This window comes from Aureimonas sp. AU40, from assembly GCF_001463785.1.
Taxonomy (GTDB): domain Bacteria; phylum Pseudomonadota; class Alphaproteobacteria; order Rhizobiales; family Rhizobiaceae; genus Aureimonas.
This window is the reverse complement of record NZ_BBWL01000051.1, coordinates 1-15,571: the sequence shown is the minus strand read 5'-3', so window position 1 is coordinate 15,571 and position 15,571 is coordinate 1. Positions and strand designations below refer to the sequence as shown.

13 protein-coding genes are annotated in these 15,571 nt (G+C 68.0%); 12 read left to right on the top strand and 1 reads right to left on the bottom strand.

The window, feature by feature from the left end; all coding sequences use genetic code 11:
• Positions 1-146: 146 nt before the first annotated feature.
• Genes AUL32_RS19210 through AUL32_RS19200 form a run of 3 tightly spaced genes read left to right on the top strand, consistent with a single transcriptional unit; the run spans position 147 to position 5,345 of the window.
• Positions 147-4,208: a Pls/PosA family non-ribosomal peptide synthetase gene (locus AUL32_RS19210; RefSeq protein WP_082659847.1), complete on the top strand. Its 4,062-nt coding sequence runs from the start codon at positions 147-149 to the stop codon at positions 4,206-4,208.
• Positions 4,205-4,690 carry a GNAT family N-acetyltransferase gene (locus AUL32_RS19205; RefSeq protein ID WP_244497983.1) on the top strand — a complete coding sequence of 162 codons (486 nt, stop codon included), beginning with the start codon at positions 4,205-4,207 and terminating at the stop codon, positions 4,688-4,690. Before AUL32_RS19210 ends, AUL32_RS19205 begins: the two co-directional genes overlap by 4 nt.
• A gap of 1 nt (position 4,691) precedes the next feature.
• The gene (locus AUL32_RS19200) at positions 4,692-5,345 is read left to right on the top strand and encodes a 4'-phosphopantetheinyl transferase family protein (protein WP_062118599.1); all 654 of its coding nucleotides are present in this window, start codon (positions 4,692-4,694) and stop codon (positions 5,343-5,345) included.
• Between the two features lie 15 nt (positions 5,346-5,360).
• On the opposite strand, the gene AUL32_RS19195 is transcribed toward AUL32_RS19200, so the two are convergent.
• Positions 5,361-6,845, bottom strand: coding sequence for a M81 family metallopeptidase (locus AUL32_RS19195; protein ID WP_062118596.1), 1,485 nt, complete (start codon positions 6,843-6,845; stop codon positions 5,361-5,363).
• Positions 6,846-7,276: 431 nt separating this feature from the next.
• Between AUL32_RS19195 and AUL32_RS19190 the strand changes: the two genes are divergently transcribed.
• The 9 genes from AUL32_RS19190 to AUL32_RS19150 form a co-directional block, all read left to right on the top strand.
• Positions 7,277-7,891: a cupin domain-containing protein gene (locus AUL32_RS19190; RefSeq protein WP_061978160.1), complete on the top strand. Its 615-nt coding sequence runs from the start codon at positions 7,277-7,279 to the stop codon at positions 7,889-7,891.
• A gap of 204 nt (positions 7,892-8,095) precedes the next feature.
• Positions 8,096-9,037 (top strand): ABC transporter substrate-binding protein, encoded by a 942-nt coding sequence (locus tag AUL32_RS19185; protein WP_061978161.1) that lies wholly within the window; start codon positions 8,096-8,098, stop codon positions 9,035-9,037.
• A gap of 101 nt (positions 9,038-9,138) precedes the next feature.
• Positions 9,139-9,945, top strand: coding sequence for an ATP-binding cassette domain-containing protein (locus AUL32_RS19180; protein WP_062118593.1), 807 nt, complete (start codon positions 9,139-9,141; stop codon positions 9,943-9,945).
• Positions 9,942-10,970 carry an ABC transporter permease gene (locus tag AUL32_RS19175; protein ID WP_062118590.1) on the top strand — a complete coding sequence of 343 codons (1,029 nt, stop codon included), beginning with the start codon at positions 9,942-9,944 and terminating at the stop codon, positions 10,968-10,970. The genes AUL32_RS19180 and AUL32_RS19175 overlap by 4 nt, the downstream gene beginning before the upstream one ends.
• A gap of 4 nt (positions 10,971-10,974) precedes the next feature.
• The gene (locus AUL32_RS19170) at positions 10,975-12,066 is read left to right on the top strand and encodes a phosphotriesterase family protein (protein ID WP_062118588.1); all 1,092 of its coding nucleotides are present in this window, start codon (positions 10,975-10,977) and stop codon (positions 12,064-12,066) included.
• A gap of 27 nt (positions 12,067-12,093) precedes the next feature.
• Positions 12,094-12,861 (top strand): glutamine amidotransferase, encoded by a 768-nt coding sequence (locus AUL32_RS19165; RefSeq protein ID WP_061978164.1) that lies wholly within the window; start codon positions 12,094-12,096, stop codon positions 12,859-12,861.
• 12 nt (positions 12,862-12,873) lie between these two features.
• Positions 12,874-13,779 carry a PfkB family carbohydrate kinase gene (locus AUL32_RS19160; RefSeq protein WP_062118586.1) on the top strand — a complete coding sequence of 302 codons (906 nt, stop codon included), beginning with the start codon at positions 12,874-12,876 and terminating at the stop codon, positions 13,777-13,779.
• On the top strand, positions 13,776-14,630 hold the full coding sequence (locus AUL32_RS19155) for a BtpA/SgcQ family protein (protein ID WP_062118583.1): 855 nt from the start codon (positions 13,776-13,778) through the stop codon (positions 14,628-14,630). The genes AUL32_RS19160 and AUL32_RS19155 overlap by 4 nt, the downstream gene beginning before the upstream one ends.
• The coding region (locus AUL32_RS19150; protein ID WP_062118582.1) for a hydantoinase/carbamoylase family amidase at positions 14,627-15,571 on the top strand (945 nt) is incomplete at its 3' end. The genes AUL32_RS19155 and AUL32_RS19150, both read left to right, overlap by 4 nt.

The following is a 15,571-nucleotide window of genomic DNA, read 5'->3' as shown; positions in this document are numbered from 1 at the left end:
CCGGCGCGCCGACGGAAATCGGGAGAGCTTCGTAAGATTGCCTTGGTTGCCATGGAATGTCGCTCCCGGCGAGCGCTCCAGCCAAAAGCACCGCGATGCCACCCCCCTCTCCGTCCTGATCAGTGACGAGACCTGCGAAATATTCGATGCAAAGATTCGAGACCGACTTGGCGAATTTCGCCGGCGAACGCTATGCCGAAACGCCCGCCGCTCCGGCGGGCTCGATCCTGATCGGCGCCCCGTTCCCAACCGGCGCCGAGGTGGACGGGCGCCTCGACACGTTCTTCGCGCGACAGGCCGCGCGCTTCGGTTCGGCGCCCGCCGTCGTGTCGGAGGGCCGCACCTGGTCCTATGCCGAGATCGACGCGCGCGCCAACCAGATGGCCCGCGTCCTGGCCGCCCGGGGCGTGGCGCCGGGCGACCGGGTCGGACTTCTGCTCGACCGTTCGGCCATGACCTATGTCGCGATCCTGGCGGTAATGAAGGCCGGCGCCGTGTTCGTGCCGCTCGCCACCGCCTTCCCGCCCGAACGCATGGCGCTGATCGTTGAGGACGCGGCGATCCGGCTGATCGTCACGGTGTCTGACTACGCGGCCATCGTGCGCCAGCTGCCCGTCACTCCCTTCCTGCTGGGCGAGAGCGAAGGGGAGATCGCCGCGCAAGACCCCGCGCCCCTGGCGCTTGGGCCCTTGAGCGACGACAGCTGCTACATTCTCTATACGTCCGGCACCACGGGCAAGCCCAAGGGCGTGGTGATCCGGCACCCCAGCATCCGCAATTTCGTCGAGGTCGCCGCCTCTGCCTATGGCTACCGGCCGGGCGACCGCGTCTACCAGGGCATGACCATCGCCTTCGACTTCTCGACCGAGGAGATCTGGGTGCCGCTCAGCGCCGGGGCGACGATCTATCCTGCGCCAGGCAAGCTGACCTTAGTCGGCGAGGAACTGTCAGAGTTCCTGCGCGCCCATGACATCACATGCATGGCCTGCAGCCCGACGTTGCTTTCCTCCATCGAGAGCGAGGTGCCGAGCCTGCGCCTGCTTCTGGTGGGCGGCGAGGCCTGCCCGCAGAACCTCGTGCAGCGTTGGGAAAAGCCCGGCCGCGAAATCCTCAACACCTACGGACCGACCGAGGCGACCGTCACCGCAACCATGGCGCGGCTGTGCTCCGACCGGCCGGTGACGATCGGAGCGCCGCTGCCGAGCTACACGATCGTGCTTCTGGACCCGGAGGCGCCCAAGCTCGCGACGCCCGGCGAGATGGGCGAGATCGGCATCGCCGGCATCGGCCTTGCCGCCGGCTATCTCAACCGGGCGGACCTCACCGACGAGAAATTCATTCCCGATTTCCTGGGTCTGGCCGACAATCCCTCGCAGCGGATCTACCGCACGGGCGATCTCGGTCGCATCAGCCCGGAGGGCGAGATCGAGTATCACGGGCGGATCGACACGCAGGTGAAGATCCGGGGCTATCGCATCGAGCTCGGCGAGATCGAAGCCGTGCTGCTCGACCAGCCCGGCATCGCCCAGGCCGCCGTCACGGCGATCGAACTGCAGCCAGGCCGCACCGAGCTCGTCGCCTATTACGCGCCGAAGGCCGGCTCCTGCTCGCTGGCGAAGGGGGAGCTTTCGGCCGAGCTGAAGCGCCGCCTGCCGGACTACATGGTGCCGACCTATCTGGAGGAACTGGCGGCGCTGCCGATGACGGTCGCCAACAAGGTGGACCTTCGCCAGCTTCCCAAGCCCCGGGCCGGCGCGCTCGCTTCCGACCGGCCGGTGACGCCGCCGCGCAACGACGACGAGCGCTTCCTGGTGGACACCGCCAAGACCATTCTCGGCCTAGAGGAAATCTCGGTCGAGGATCATTTCTTCGACGATCTCGGCGCCAATTCGCTGCTCATGGCGCGCTTCTGCGCTCGTGTGCGCGCCAAGCCCGCTTGGGCCACCACCTCGATGCGCGACATCTATCTCTACCCGACGGTCGCCCGTCTGGCGGAGCATCTGCGCACGCCCGAGGACATGGTCGAGGCGACGCGCGAGCCCGTGCTCACCCATCGCGCCTCGGACTTCGCCTATTGGGCCTGCGGCGGCGCGCAGCTTCTGTTCTACGCGATCTACGGCTATTTCGGCCTGTGGGTCTTCGATCGCGGGCTGGACTGGGTCTATGTCGCGCTTGACCAGCCGATTCAGCTGTATCTGCGATGCGTCGCGCTTTCGGCCGGCCTGTTCTTCGGCATGTCGGGCCTTGCGGTCGCCACCAAATGGCTGCTGATCGGGCGCTGGAAGCCGGAGGCCTTCCCGATCTGGAGCCTTCGCTACTACCGCTTCTGGGTGGTTCAGACGCTGATCCGCACCGCGCCGGTCGTCCTGTTCCGGGGTAGCCCGCTCTACAGCCTCTATCTCAAGCTGCTCGGTGCGCGCATCGGCCACAACACGATCGTGGAATGCCGCACGATCCCGGTCTGCACGGACCTCATCGTCATCGGTGACAATGCGATCTTGCGCAAGGAGTCGGTGATCCTGGGCTATCACGCCCGCGCCGGCTACATCCACACCGGCCCGGTCGAGGTGGGCGACGGCGCCTTCGTCGGCGTCGGCTGCGTGCTCGACATCGACACGCGGATCGGCAAGGGCTCGCAGCTCGGCCATTCCTCCTCGCTCCAGCGCGGCCAGACCATCCCCGATGGCGAGCACTGGCACGGCTCGCCCGCCGTGCCGACCACGGCCGACTATTGCAAGGTGCGCGGCCGGTCCCTGTCGGAGATCCGGCGCATCCTGTTCGAGGTGGTGCAGCTCGTCGGGCTGTTCGCCATCGTCACGCCCTTCCCGCTTCTGTTCCACTCCTATTGGCAGAATGTCAGCGACGACTATCAGGAGACGATCGGCATCGTCGCGATCGGCACGACGGTCACGCTGCTCGGCACGCTCGCCGTCTCGCTGGCCGCCGCCCTCCTGCTGCCGCGCATTGCCAAGCTGGTGCTGAAGCCGGGGCGGACCTACACGCTCTACGGCTTCCACTATCTCGTGCAGAACGCCGTGGAGTTCTGCACCAATTCGCGCCTGCTCAACCTCCTGTTCGGCGACAGTTCGGCCGCCGTCCACTACATCCGGGCCCTCGGCTGGAAGCTCAATTCCGTCACCCAGACCGGCTCGAACTTCGGCAGCAACCAGAGCCAGGAGAACCCGCTTCTCTGCGAGATCGGCAGCCAGACCATGGTGTCGGACGGCCTGTTCATGATCAACATGCACAAGTCCGCCTCCTCGTTCCGGCTGCACCACACCAAGGTCGGAGAGCGCAACTACTTCGGCAACAACATCTATTTCCCACCCGATAGCCGCACCGGGGCGAACTGTCTGCTCGGCACCAAGGTCATGGTGCCGATCGACGGTCCGGTGCGCGAGAATGTCGGCCTGCTCGGCTCGCCGCCCTTCGAGATCCCGCGCATGGTGACCCGCGACAAGGAGCTGATCGCCGGCGTCAGCGAAAGCGACCGCCGCCTGCGGGTGCGGGAAAAGAACCGCCACAACGCTCTGACGGCTCTGTTCTTCCTGGCCACCCAATGGCTGGAGCTGTTCATCGCGCTGGTGATCGCCGACCGGGCCTTGAACTATTACGACGAATGGGGTGCGACGGCGCTCTTCCTGGGCGCCCTGCTCGTCATGGTGATCGAGGTGCCGCTGCATGTCTTCATCGAGCGGGCGAGCCTTGGCTTCGGTCTCCTCAAGCCGCGCATGACGACGATCTACGACCGCTCCTTCTGGCGCCACGAGCGGCACTGGAAGCTGTCGGACTCGCCGATCATCAACCTCTTCCCCGGCACGCCCTTCCGGCCGCTGATGCTGAAGCTGCTGGGTTGCGAGGTCGGCCGGCGGGTCTATGACGCCGGTGCCAACCTCACAGAGCGTTCGCTGGTATCCATCGGCGACGACGCGACGCTGAACGAGCGCTGCGTCATCCAGGCCCACTCGCTGGAGGAAGGCGCCTTCAAGTCCGACGCCATCCGCATCGGCAACGGCTGCACGCTCGGCCCCGCCGCCTTCGTCCATTACGGCGTGGTGATGGGCGACGAATCGATGGTGGACACCGATTCCTTCGTCATGAAGGGCGAGGTGCTCGAACCCGGCTCGATCTGGCGCGGCAACCCGGCCAAGCTCCACCGCTTCGCCGCCCCGGTGCGCAGCCGCGGCACAAGGCAGGCGGCCCTTTGAGCACGGCCTCCCCTATCGCTCCGATCCGCCTCGCGCCCGTTGCGCCGGCGGATCGCGATCGGCTGGCAGCGCTCGCCGTGGCGCCGGATCAGGCCGGTTTCGTCGCCAGCAACGCCGCCTCGCTGGAGGAGGCCGACGAGGACCCCGACGCCCGCCCGCGCGCGCTCTGGCTGAGCGAGGGGCCGGGCTCGGCCGAGCGGCTGGTCGGCTTCCTCATGTACGAGGCGCCCTCCGGCGATACCGAAGCGCGCATCTATCGGCTGATGATCGACCGCGCCGAGCAGGGACGGGGCCTCGGCAAGGCCGCCCTCCAGGCCGTGCTCGGCGAAATCCGCGCCCTGGCGCACATCCAGGAAATCTCGATCTGCTACGACCCCGGCAATGCGGCAGCGCGGCACATGTATGGGCAGGCAGGCTTCGTCGAGGAAGGCTTGGACGAGGACGGCGAGATGATCGCCCGGCTCGTCTGGCCCGAAATCTGACGTGAGCGCCGGGCCGGGCGCCTTTCCCAATCCCGACGCGGCGGCGCTCCAGGCGGCGCTCGACCGCCTCGCACCGCCCGGCATTCGGCTCGCCTGCCGCGCGCTGCGCGCGGGAGACGCCGCGCATCTCCTGCCCGAAGAGGCCGGCTCGATCACCGCTAGACAGCCTGCTCGGCGGGATGCGAGCGGCGCGGTGCGCTGGGCGGCGCGGCAACTGCTGAAGGCGCATGGGCTGGGCGAAGCCGCCATTCTCCGCGCGCCCTCCGGCGCGCCGATCTGGCCAGGCGGGCTGACGGGCTCGCTCGCCCATGACGAGACGATGGCCGTGGCGGCGCTCGGCCGGATCGATGCCGTGGGCTCGCTCGGCGTCGATGTCGAGCCGCCCGAGCCCTTGTCGCCCGATCTGCTCGCGCTCGTCGTGACGGGGGCCGATCGGCTTCCCGAACCCGCCGACCTCTTGGCGGCGCGCCTCGTGTTCTGCGCCAAGGAAGCCGTCTACAAGGCTGTCTATCCCCTGGACGGGCAAATCCTCGACTATGGCGACATCGCCGTCGATCTCCCGCTGCGGCGCGCGACGACCCGCTCCGGCCGCCGGCTTCAGCTGTTTCTCTGCACGGCCCCTCGCCTCGTGGTCCTGGCGGTGACGGAGGCCTAACCCGCGCGTTCCCCGTCAGCCGTCGAGGCCGAGCGGGTCCTTCAGGCGGGGCCAGAGCTGGAGGCTGGCCTTACGGTAGGGCGTCGTGGCGGGGTCGGTCGGGTAGGAGGTCGGCGAGGCGACATAGACGATCTCGCTCGCCACCGGCTGGAAACCGGCGTGGAAATGGTTGGTGGACTTCACCAGAAGCAGGTCCTTGGCGGCGAAGTCGACGCCCATATTGCTGAAGATGTCGGGCTCATAGGTCTGCGTCCGGCTGGTGATGAGGATCACGTCGATCTCGGTTCCGATCAGGCGGATCGTGGCGGCGCGGCCGAGCGTGACGCGGCTGTTGCGAAAGCTCTGCCAGCCGCTTTCCTCGACGCGGAGGACACGCACCCGCGCGTCGAGCGGCTGGCCGCCATGCGGGCCGGACTTGCCGCCGAAGCGCAGGTCGATCTCCGCCCCCTCGCCCGCCGCGTGGCAGAAGGACACGGCGATCGGGTCCCAGATCGTGGCGAGCGCCACCTTGCCCAAGTCGCCCCGCTCCAGAATACGGCGCAGGACATGCGTCGCGTCGCCCGCCACGCCGCCGCCGGGATTGTCCCAGATATCGGCGACCACCACGGGCTTCTCGCGATGCGCGACGCGGATCGCCCCCGCATGGTCGAGGCCGGCTTCGGTGTCGAGGATCGGCATCGCCGTGGTGCCGCGAAGCGCATAGAGTTCGCGCCCCAGCCGCTCCGCCAGCGCCTCACCTTTGACCTTGTCGCCATCCGTGACAACCACGATCCTTGTGCCCATCTCCGGCACGTCGCCCGCCATGAACCCGTGGATCACCGAGACGGCGAGAATGCCGTCCCGTCCTTCCATCGCCTTCAGCCGGTCCACGAAGCCGCGCATCGGCTCGCGGCTCGTCGGGTAGATCGAGATCATGCGGCAGTCGAAGGTGGAGATCACTGGCTTGATCTCGCCCCGGATCGTGCGCAAGGCGAGATCCACCACCAGCTCGCCCCGCTCTTCGAAATCGGTGTGGGGGAATTCGAGGAAGGCGGCGAGAAGATCGAGCTGCCGGACCCGCAGCGGGGTGAGGTGCGAATGCGGGTCGAACTCGGCGGCGACGGTGACGTCCGGCCCGACCAGGGCGCGCACGCGTTCGAGAAAATCCCCCTCCGGGTCGTCATAGCCCTGCGCCACCATGGCGCCGTGCAGTCCGAGGACGACGCCGTCCACCGGCAACGCGGCCTGGAGCTCGGCCAGAATCGTGTCGCGCAGGTGTTCGTAGGTCTGGCGCTGGATCAGCCCGGCGGGCTCGGCCCAGCAGGACGTACCCTCGATCACGGTGAAACCTTCCGCCCGGCCGCGCCGACGCAGGATCGGCACGGGCGAGGAGCACAGCGTCGGCGTGTCGGGATGCTCGCCCGGCCCGGCATAGAAGGCCGCCTTGAACGCATGGAGATCGGTCGGGACCGGCGAGAACGTGTTGGTTTCCGTGGCGAGCGAGGCGGTGAAGATGCGCATGGGGCGGCCCGGTCGATCCTGGTCGATGAAGGAGAAGAGTGCGGCGGCGCCGCGCCGCCCGTCGAGGACACGATGCCCGTTGCCCGGCAGAGGGGCAAGCGCGGTAAAGGCAGAGGCTCGTTCGGTCGGTGGTCCTTGCGGTGGTAGGAAAGGCAGCGTTCCGATCTCGTCGCGTCAATCGTGCGACACGCCTCGGCCATCCGTTTCCTTCGCTTCGGTACGCATGAGGTCCGGCTCGGACGGGGCCTTTACCGATATCTGGGGACGGGCTTTCAACGCTCGCGCGCCATCCGAGAGCGCTGCAGCATGCTGTTTTTGCGCTTCAAGTTGCTTGCACTTACTTCTAGTCACTTGTCGTACCAGACATTTCGCGCGATGTTGGGTCTAGCCGGGTTGACCACTCGGCCAGATTGCAGGGGCGGAGCAAGCGTGTGAGTTCGACCAAACTATCCAAGGGCGGGGCCGGAGAATCGGCAGGCGAGGCCAATGCCGCCAAGCTCGGCGTGCGGTTGAAGCATGCGCGCCAGACGCGCGGCCTGACGTTGAAGGAACTGGCGGTCGGCGCGGGCTGCTCGGAAAGTCTCCTGTCGAAAATCGAGAACGGCAAGGCCTCCCCCTCGCTGCCCATGCTGCATAAGCTGGTCGGCGTGCTCGACACCAATATCGGGCGCATGTTCGAGGACGTGGACGGCGACGAGGGAATCATCTTCCGCGCCGGCGAGCGTCCCTTTATCGCGCTCGATCCGACGCGCCAGGGCGAAGGCGTTTCGCTGGAGCGCGTCATCCCCTATTCGCCCGGCCATCTCCTCCAGTGCAACATCCACCATATCGAGCGCGGCGGCGGGAGCGATGGGCCCATCAGCCATGCCGGCGAGGAGGTCGGCTATATCGTGGCCGGCGAGGTGGAACTCATGGTCGAGGACCGGACCTTCCATCTCAAGGTCGGCGACGCCTTCGCCTTCCGGTCCGACCTGCCGCATCACTATCGCAACATGGGAGCGGAGCGAGCCAGCATCTTCTGGGTGAACACGCCGCCGACCTTCTGAGGCATCGCGGGCGGGATTTTGCCCGATATCGCGGCGCGGCTGCCCGGTCGCTGACCTTGCACTGCAAGATTATTGTGCAGATGCAAAATATGCGCGAAGTCTCAGCAATTCGGTTGACATGAATTCAAGTCTCTTGAATTCTACAGCGGCGCCGATCGGGGCGCGGGCGCCCGCAGCGGCCCCATCCCATGAAGGAGACCTGGAATGCGCCTCTCCCAGTTCCTCGCCGGCGGCGCCGCCGCCCTGACGCTTCTCGCCGGACTCGGTGCGACGGCCGCTGAGGCCGAGACCTTCGCCCTGGTGACGATCAACCAGCAGGCCTTGTTCTTCAACCAGATCAACGACGGCGCCAAGGCGGCGGCCAAGGCAGCGGGCGCCGAACTCGTGATCTTCGACGCCAACAACGTGCCCGCCGCGCAGAACACGGCGATCGAAAACTACGTTACCCAGAAGGTCGACGGCATCATCCTCATTGCCATCGACGTGAACGGCGTGAAGCCGGCCATCACCGAGGCCAAGAAAGCCGGCATTCCGGTGATCGCGATCGACGCGCAGATCCCGAACGGCGACAACGTCTCCTTCGTCGGCGTCGACAACATGAAGGCGGGCGAGGCGATCGGCAAACACTATGCCGATTACGTCAAGGCCGAGATGAAGGGCGAGGCCAGCGTCGGCGTCGTCGGCGCGCTGAACTCTTTCATCCAGAACCAGCGGCTCGATGGCTTCAAGAAGGCTGTCGGCGAGAGCGGCGCCAAGGTCACCTTCCTCGACACGGTGGACGGGCAGAACGTGCAGGACGTGGCGCTCGGCGCCGCCGAAAACCTGATGACCGCCAACCCGACCATGACCACGCTCTACGCCACCGGCGAGCCGGCGCTGATCGGCTCGGTCTCGGCCGTGGAAAGCCAGGGCCGGCAGAGCGACGTGAAGGTCTTCGGCTGGGACCTTACCGCTCAGGCGGTGAAGGGGATCGACGAGGGCTGGGTCGCCGCCGTGGTGCAGCAGGACCCCGCCGGCGAAGGCAAGGCGGCGGTGGAAGCGCTGGCCAAGCTGAAGAAGGGCGAGACGGTCGAGCCCATCATCAACGTGCCGGTGACGATCGTCACCAAGAGCAATGTCGACCAGTTCCGGGGCATGTTCAAGTAAGCCGTCGGGGCCGGCGGGGCGCCCTGCCCCGCCTGTCCGTCCGGGGCGCTCCGTGCCCCCGCGAACTCATCCTTCGCTTTTCCTCCAGCCGGAACGAGGCCATGACAGCCATCCCCGACCGGGTCCGCATGACCGGCATCTCCAAACGCTACGGGCCGATCCAGACCCTGCACGACGTGTCGCTGCGCTTGGCGCCCGGCGAGGTCCTCGGCCTCGTGGGCGACAATGGCGCCGGCAAATCGACGCTTTCCAAGGTCCTGTCCGGTGCGGTCGTACCCGATGGCGGCACAATCGAGATCGACGGGCGGGCAGTCAGCTTTTCCTCCCCCGCCGACGCGCGCGCCGCCCATGTCGAGATGGTCTACCAGGACCTTTCGCTGTGCGACACGGTGGACGTCGCGGGCAATCTCTTCCTCGGCCGCGAGCCGCGCCGACGCATCGCCGGTCTCCAGCTTCTGGACAAGCGCCGCATGCACGCCGACGCCAAGGCCATGCTGGAGCGGCTCGGCATCGTCATCGCCGACACGAAGCTGATGGTGGAGAACCTGTCGGGCGGCCAGCGCCAGTCCATCGCGATCGGCCGCGCCGCGTCCTTCGAGCCCAAGGTGCTCATCATGGACGAGCCGACGGCGGCGCTCGCGGTGGCCGAGGTCGAAGCCGTCCTGGAACTGATCCGCACCGTGTCGGCGCGCGGCGTCAGCGTCATCCTCATCACCCACCGGCTGCAGGACCTCTTTCTCGTCTGCGACCGCATCCAGGTCATGTACGAGGGCCGCAACGTCGCCGAGCGGCGCATCGCGGACACCAATATCGAAGAGGTCGTCAACCTCATCGTCGGCCGCAAGTTCCAGGCCCGTTCGGCCCGCGCGCAGGATCAGGCCCAAGACCAGCAGGGAGCCCAGCCATGAACCCGAGCGGCACGATCGGCGACGACGCCCCCTTGCACGCCTCCGCCGCTCCGCGCGTGCGAAAAGCGACGCTGCGCGATCGCTTCATCGCCAATGGCGCGGTCGGCTCCATCGCGATCTTCTTCATTCTCGTCTGCCTGCTTTTCACCTTTACGACGGGCGCCTTCCTGTCGGCGCCGAACCTGCTCAACGTCGTGCGCCAGTCGGCACCGCTCCTGATCGTCGCGGCGTCCATGACCTTCGTCATCACCACGGGCGGCATCGACCTGTCGGTCGGCTCCGTGCTGGCGCTGGTCTGCGCCCTGTCGGCGGCGCTTCTGCAGCTTGGCGTGCCCTGGCCGCTGGTGATCCTCGCCATGCTGGCGCTCGGCTGCGCCATCGGCGCGCTGCAGGGCTTCTTCATCGCCTATGAGGGCATCCCCGCCTTCATCGTGACGCTGGCCGGCCTTTCCGTCATTCGCGGCGTCGCCCTCCTCATCACCGGCGGCTATTCGATCCCGATCGAGCCGACGAGCCCCTTCGTGGAGATGGGACGCGGCTGGTTCCTGGGCGTGCCCATCCCGGCCTGGATCGCGCTGGCCGCGCTTCTCGTCGCCTATCTCGTGTTTAACGGCACGCGCTTCGGGCGCTATGTCACCGGCATCGGCGCCAACAAGGAAGCGGTGCGCCGCGCCGGCGTCGACACCCGCCGCACGCTGCTCAGCGTCTACATGCTCTCCTCGACGGCCGCGGCGCTCGCCGGCATCGTGCTCGCCGCGCGCCTCGGCTCCGGCTCGTCCAATTCCGGCCAGGGCTTCGAGCTCGACGTGATCGCGGCGGTGGTGCTCGGCGGCACCTCGCTCTTCGGCGGGCGCGGCACCATGGTCGGCACGGTGCTCGGTGCGCTCACCGTCGCGGTGATCGGCAACGGGCTGATCCTCTCGCACATGTCGCCCTTCCTCACGCCGATCATCACCGGCTGCATCATCCTCGTCGCGATCTGGCTGAACTTCCGCCTGTTCCGCGGCGCGGCGCGCGGGCGCTGATCCGATGGCGCTCGACTTTCAGGACCGCGCCGCGCGCTCCCCCGATGTCGGCATCGGCGTGCGCTCCGGCCATGTGATGACGGTGGACGGGCCGATCCCAGTCGCCGAGATGGGCGTCACGCTCATGCACGAGCACATCCTGCTCGACGGCGCCAAGAGCTGGCGCTGCCCCTGCCACCCGCCCGATCCCGTGCTGAACGAAGGCCCCGTTCGCATCGAGATCATCGGCGAGCTGCGCATGAACCCGTACATGAACCGGGACAATGTCTCGCTCGACGACAGCGACCTCGCCTTGTCCGAGCTGAAGATGTTCCAGGCGCTGGGCGGGCACACGGTGGTGGACCCCACCAATTTCGGCATCGGCCGCGAGCCCGAGAAGCTGCGCCGCATCGCCCGGATGAGCGGGCTGAAGATCGTCATGGGCTCGGGCTTCTATCTCGAGTTCAGCCATCCCGACTGGCTGAAGAGCATGGACGTGGACGAGGTGGCCGAGCTCATTATGCGCGATGTCGGCGGCACGGCGGATCGGCCTGACATCATGGCCGGGATCATCGGCGAGATCGGCGTGTCCAAGGACTTCACGCCGGAAGAGCGAAAGTCGCTGCGCGCCTCGGCGAGAGCCTCGGCCCGCACCGGCGTTCCGCTGTCGATCCACCTGCCGGGCTGGGAGCGATTGGCCCACGAGGTGCTGGACGTGGTGGAGAGCGAGGGCGCCGATCTCCGGCACACGGTTCTCTGCCACATGAACCCCAGCCACGACGACCTGCCCTACCAGACGAGTCTCGCCCGGCGCGGCGCGTTCCTGGAATACGACATGATCGGCATGGATTATTACTATGCCGACCAGGACGCCCAGTCCCCCTCCGACGAGGAGAACGCGCGGGCGATCCGAAAGCTGGTGGACGAGGGCTTTTCCGACCGCATCCTGCTCAGCCAGGACGTGTTCATGAAGATGATGCTGACCCGCTACGGCGGCTTCGGCTACGCCCACGTGCTCCGGCATTTCGTGCCGCGCCTCAAGCGCCACGGCGTCGACGAAGCCGTGATCGACGCGATCCTCACCGACAATCCGCGGGCCGTCTTCTCGGCCGCCTGATCTTCCATCCCCCTTAAGGAAATTCCCATGTCCCGCAAGAAGGTGCTCCTGGCCGGCGAAAGCTGGGTCTCCACCGCGACCCATATCAAGGGCTTCGACCAGTTCCCCACCGTGACCTACCACCAGGGCGCGGACGAACTGCTGGAGGCGTTGAAGACCAGCCCCTACGACATCACCTTCATGCCGGCCCATCAGGCGCAGAAGGACTTCCCGCAGACCATGGAGGCCCTGCAGGCCTATGACGCGGTGATCCTGTCGGACATCGGCGCCAACACGCTGCTGCTCCATCCCGACACCTGGATCCATTCCAAGACGACCCCGAACCGGTTGAAGCTCCTGCGCGACTATGTCGATCAGGGCGGCGCGCTACTGATGTTCGGCGGCTACTACTCGTTCCAGGGCATCAATGGCGGCGCGCGCTATGCCCGCACGCCGGTCGAGGACGTGCTGCCGGTTACCTGCCTTCGCTTCGACGACCGCGTCGAGGTGCCCGAGGGCTTCGCGCCGGTGGTCACCGGCGAGGCCTCGCACCCGATCCTCGCGGGGCTCGGCACGGACTGGCCGGTTCTCCTCGGCTACAACGAGGTTGAGCTGAAGCCCGGCGCCGAGGTCCTGGCGACCGTGTCCGACGAATACGGCTCGCAGCCGCTGCTCGTCACCGGCACTTATGGCAAAGGCCGTTCGGTGGTCTGGACCTCGGATGTCGGCCCGCACTGGCTGCCGGGCGAGTTCATCCGCTGGGACGGCTACGCCAAGCTCTTCGCCGCCATGCTCGACTGGGCAACCGCGAAGTAAGGCGGAAAAGCCATGGCGGTTCATGTCGTCGGCAATGTCGGACTCGACACCACCTTTCGCCTCGCCCGTTTCCCAAGGGCGGGCGAGACGGTGAACGCCGACGAGGCCGAGGTCGCGCTCGGCGGCAAGGGCGCCAACCAGGCGCTCGCCGCCCTGCGCGCCGGGGCGCGGACCACGCTTTGGGCCGGGGTCGGAGACGATGCCGAGGCCGGCGTGGTGCGCCGCCGCCTGATCGAGGACGGGCTCTCCGACCGGGGGCTCGCGGTGCTGCCGCTGCCGACCGACCGTTCCACCATCTTGGTCGAGAGCGGGGGCGAGAACCAGATCGTCAGCGCCGTGGCCTGCGCGCGGCGCTTCGAGGCCGCCGAAAGCGGCTGGCGCGCCGAGGCGCGCGCCGGCGACTTCCTGGTTCTTCAGGGCAACTTCCTCGGCCCTACGACGCGGGCCGTGCTGGACAGCGCCCGCGCGCTGGGCCTCGCCACCGTTTTCAATGCCAGCCCGCTGGCCGAGGGCGAGGCGGTGCCGTTCGACCTTGCCGATGTCCTCGTCGTGAACCGCGTCGAGGGCGAGATGCTGACGGGCGAGGAGGCGCCCGAGCGCATGATCGCCCGGCTCCTCTCCGAGGGCGCGGGAACCGTGATCGTGACGCTGGGCGCCGACGGCGTGCTGGCTCAGACGCGCGAGGAGCCCATGCCGCGCCATTCTCTGGCACCCGCGGTCCGCGCGCTCGACACGAGCGGCGCGGGCGACGTCTTTTGCGGCACGCTGGCCGCTCGCCTGTCGCTGGGCGAGGGGCTTGGGCGGGCCGTGAGCCTTGCCGTCGCCGCATCGGCCCTTGCCGTCACCCGGCCCGGCACGTTCGGCTGCGGCCCGAGCCCGGCGGAATTTCAAACATTGCTTGAAAGAGAACACGCATGAGCACCCCATCTCACCCCATTGGCCAACCCATCGGCCAAGCCGCCGGGGATACGCTTCAGGCGATCTTCGGCCGGCCCCAGGCGATCATCGGCGTGGTGCATCTCGCGCCCCTTCCCGGCAGCCCACGCTTCGACGGGGAGGCGGTGGAGACGATCTACCAGCGCGGCCTCGACGACGCGCGCGCCTATCTCCATGGCGGCTGCGACGGGGTGATCGTCGAGAACCACGGCGATGTGCCCTTTTCCAAGCCCGACGCGATCGGCCCCGAGACGGCGGCCCACATGTCGGTGGTCTCCGACCGCATCCGCCGCGAGCTGGGGCGCCCGATCGGCATCAACGTGCTGGCCAATGCCGCCATTCCCGCGCTCGCCATCGCCAGCGCCGCCAGCGCCTCCTTCGTGCGCGTCAACCAATGGGCCAACGCCTATGTCGCCAACGAGGGCTTCGTCGAGGGCGAGGCGGCGCGCGCCATGCGCTACCGCGCCCAGCTGCGCGCCAAGGGCATCCGCATCTTCGCCGACGCCCATGTGAAGCACGGCGCTCACGCCATCGTCGCCGACCGCCCGGTGGAGGAGCAGGTCAAGGATCTCGTGTTCTTCGACGCCGACGTGGTGATCGCCACCGGCCAGCGCACCGGCCATGTGGCGGAGCTTTCCTATATCCGCATGATCAAGGAAGCGGCCAACCTGCCGACGCTGGTCGGCAGCGGCGTCACCAAGGACAATCTCGGCGACATTCTCTCGGTCGCGGACGGAGTGATCGTCGCCAGCTCTCTCAAGCACGAGGGCGTCTGGTGGAACCCGGTCGATCCCGAACGGGTGAAGCGCTTCACGGCCGGTCTCAAGCGATGAGCGGGCGGCCCGCGATCCGCCCCGAGCGGCTCGCCACGCGCCTCGCGCGCTTCGCCGAGATCGGCGCCACGCCGCGCGGCGGGGTGAACCGGCAGGCGCTCACCGAGGGCGATCGGCAGGCGCGCGCGCTCCTGGCGGACCTCGCCCTCGCGCGCGGCTTCTCGCTGCGCCAGGACGAGGCGGCCAATCTCTTTCTGCGCCGCGAGGGAGGCGACCCCGCCCTGCCGCCGCTGCTTCTGGGCAGCCACCTCGACACGCAGCCGACCGGCGGGCGCTTCGACGGCGCGTTGGGCGTGCTCGCCGGCTTCGAGGTGCTGGAAGCGCTGGAGGACGTCGGGGCGCAAACGGGTCGCGCGGTCGAGCTGGTCAGCTGGACCAACGAGGAAGGATGCCGCTTCGCGCCGGGCGCCATGGGCTCGCAGGCCTTTGCGCAGGGGCAGATGGCGCCCGAATGGAGAGAGGCCCATGCGCCCGACGGCGCGCGGCTGGATGACGAGCTGGCGCTGACGCTGGCGGCGCTGCCGGGCGTTCCGCTCGCGCCGCTCGGCAGCCCGATCGCCGCCTATCTCGAACTCCATATCGAGCAGGGGCCGATCCTGGAGCGCGAGGACGTGCCGGTCGGCGTGGTGACGGGCATTCAGGGCACGGTCTGGCTGGAGGTCACGCTCACCGGGCAGGCCGCCCATGCCGGCACGACGCCGCTCGACTTCCGGCGCGATCCGCTGGCGGCGGCGACACGGCTGCTCGCCGCGCTGCATGGCGAAGTCATGCCGAGCGATCCGCAAGCGCGCTTCACCGTGGGACGGATCGAGGCTTCGCCCGGCTCCGTCAACGCCGTGCCGGAGAGCGTGACCTTCACGGTAGATCTGCGCCATCCCGACGCCGAGCGTCTGGCGGCGCTGGAGCAGCGGGTGCGGGAGGCCGCTATGCGCGAGGCCGAT

What these genes read in the sequence shown, in the direction of transcription:
- AUL32_RS19195 (WP_062118596.1), bottom strand. Translation starts at nt 6,845, where the DNA reads ATGCGCATCTTCACCGCCTCGCTCGCCACGGAAACCAACACGTTCTCG.
- AUL32_RS19210 (WP_082659847.1), top strand. Translation starts at nt 147, where the DNA reads ATGCAAAGATTCGAGACCGACTTGGCGAATTTCGCCGGCGAACGCTAT.
- AUL32_RS19175 (WP_062118590.1), top strand. Translation starts at nt 9,942, where the DNA reads ATGAACCCGAGCGGCACGATCGGCGACGACGCCCCCTTGCACGCCTCC.
- AUL32_RS19170 (WP_062118588.1), top strand. Translation starts at nt 10,975, where the DNA reads ATGGCGCTCGACTTTCAGGACCGCGCCGCGCGCTCCCCCGATGTCGGC.
- AUL32_RS19160 (WP_062118586.1), top strand. Translation starts at nt 12,874, where the DNA reads ATGGCGGTTCATGTCGTCGGCAATGTCGGACTCGACACCACCTTTCGC.
- AUL32_RS19185 (WP_061978161.1), top strand. Translation starts at nt 8,096, where the DNA reads ATGCGCCTCTCCCAGTTCCTCGCCGGCGGCGCCGCCGCCCTGACGCTT.
- AUL32_RS19165 (WP_061978164.1), top strand. Translation starts at nt 12,094, where the DNA reads ATGTCCCGCAAGAAGGTGCTCCTGGCCGGCGAAAGCTGGGTCTCCACC.
- AUL32_RS19155 (WP_062118583.1), top strand. Translation starts at nt 13,776, where the DNA reads ATGAGCACCCCATCTCACCCCATTGGCCAACCCATCGGCCAAGCCGCC.
- AUL32_RS19180 (WP_062118593.1), top strand. Translation starts at nt 9,139, where the DNA reads ATGACAGCCATCCCCGACCGGGTCCGCATGACCGGCATCTCCAAACGC.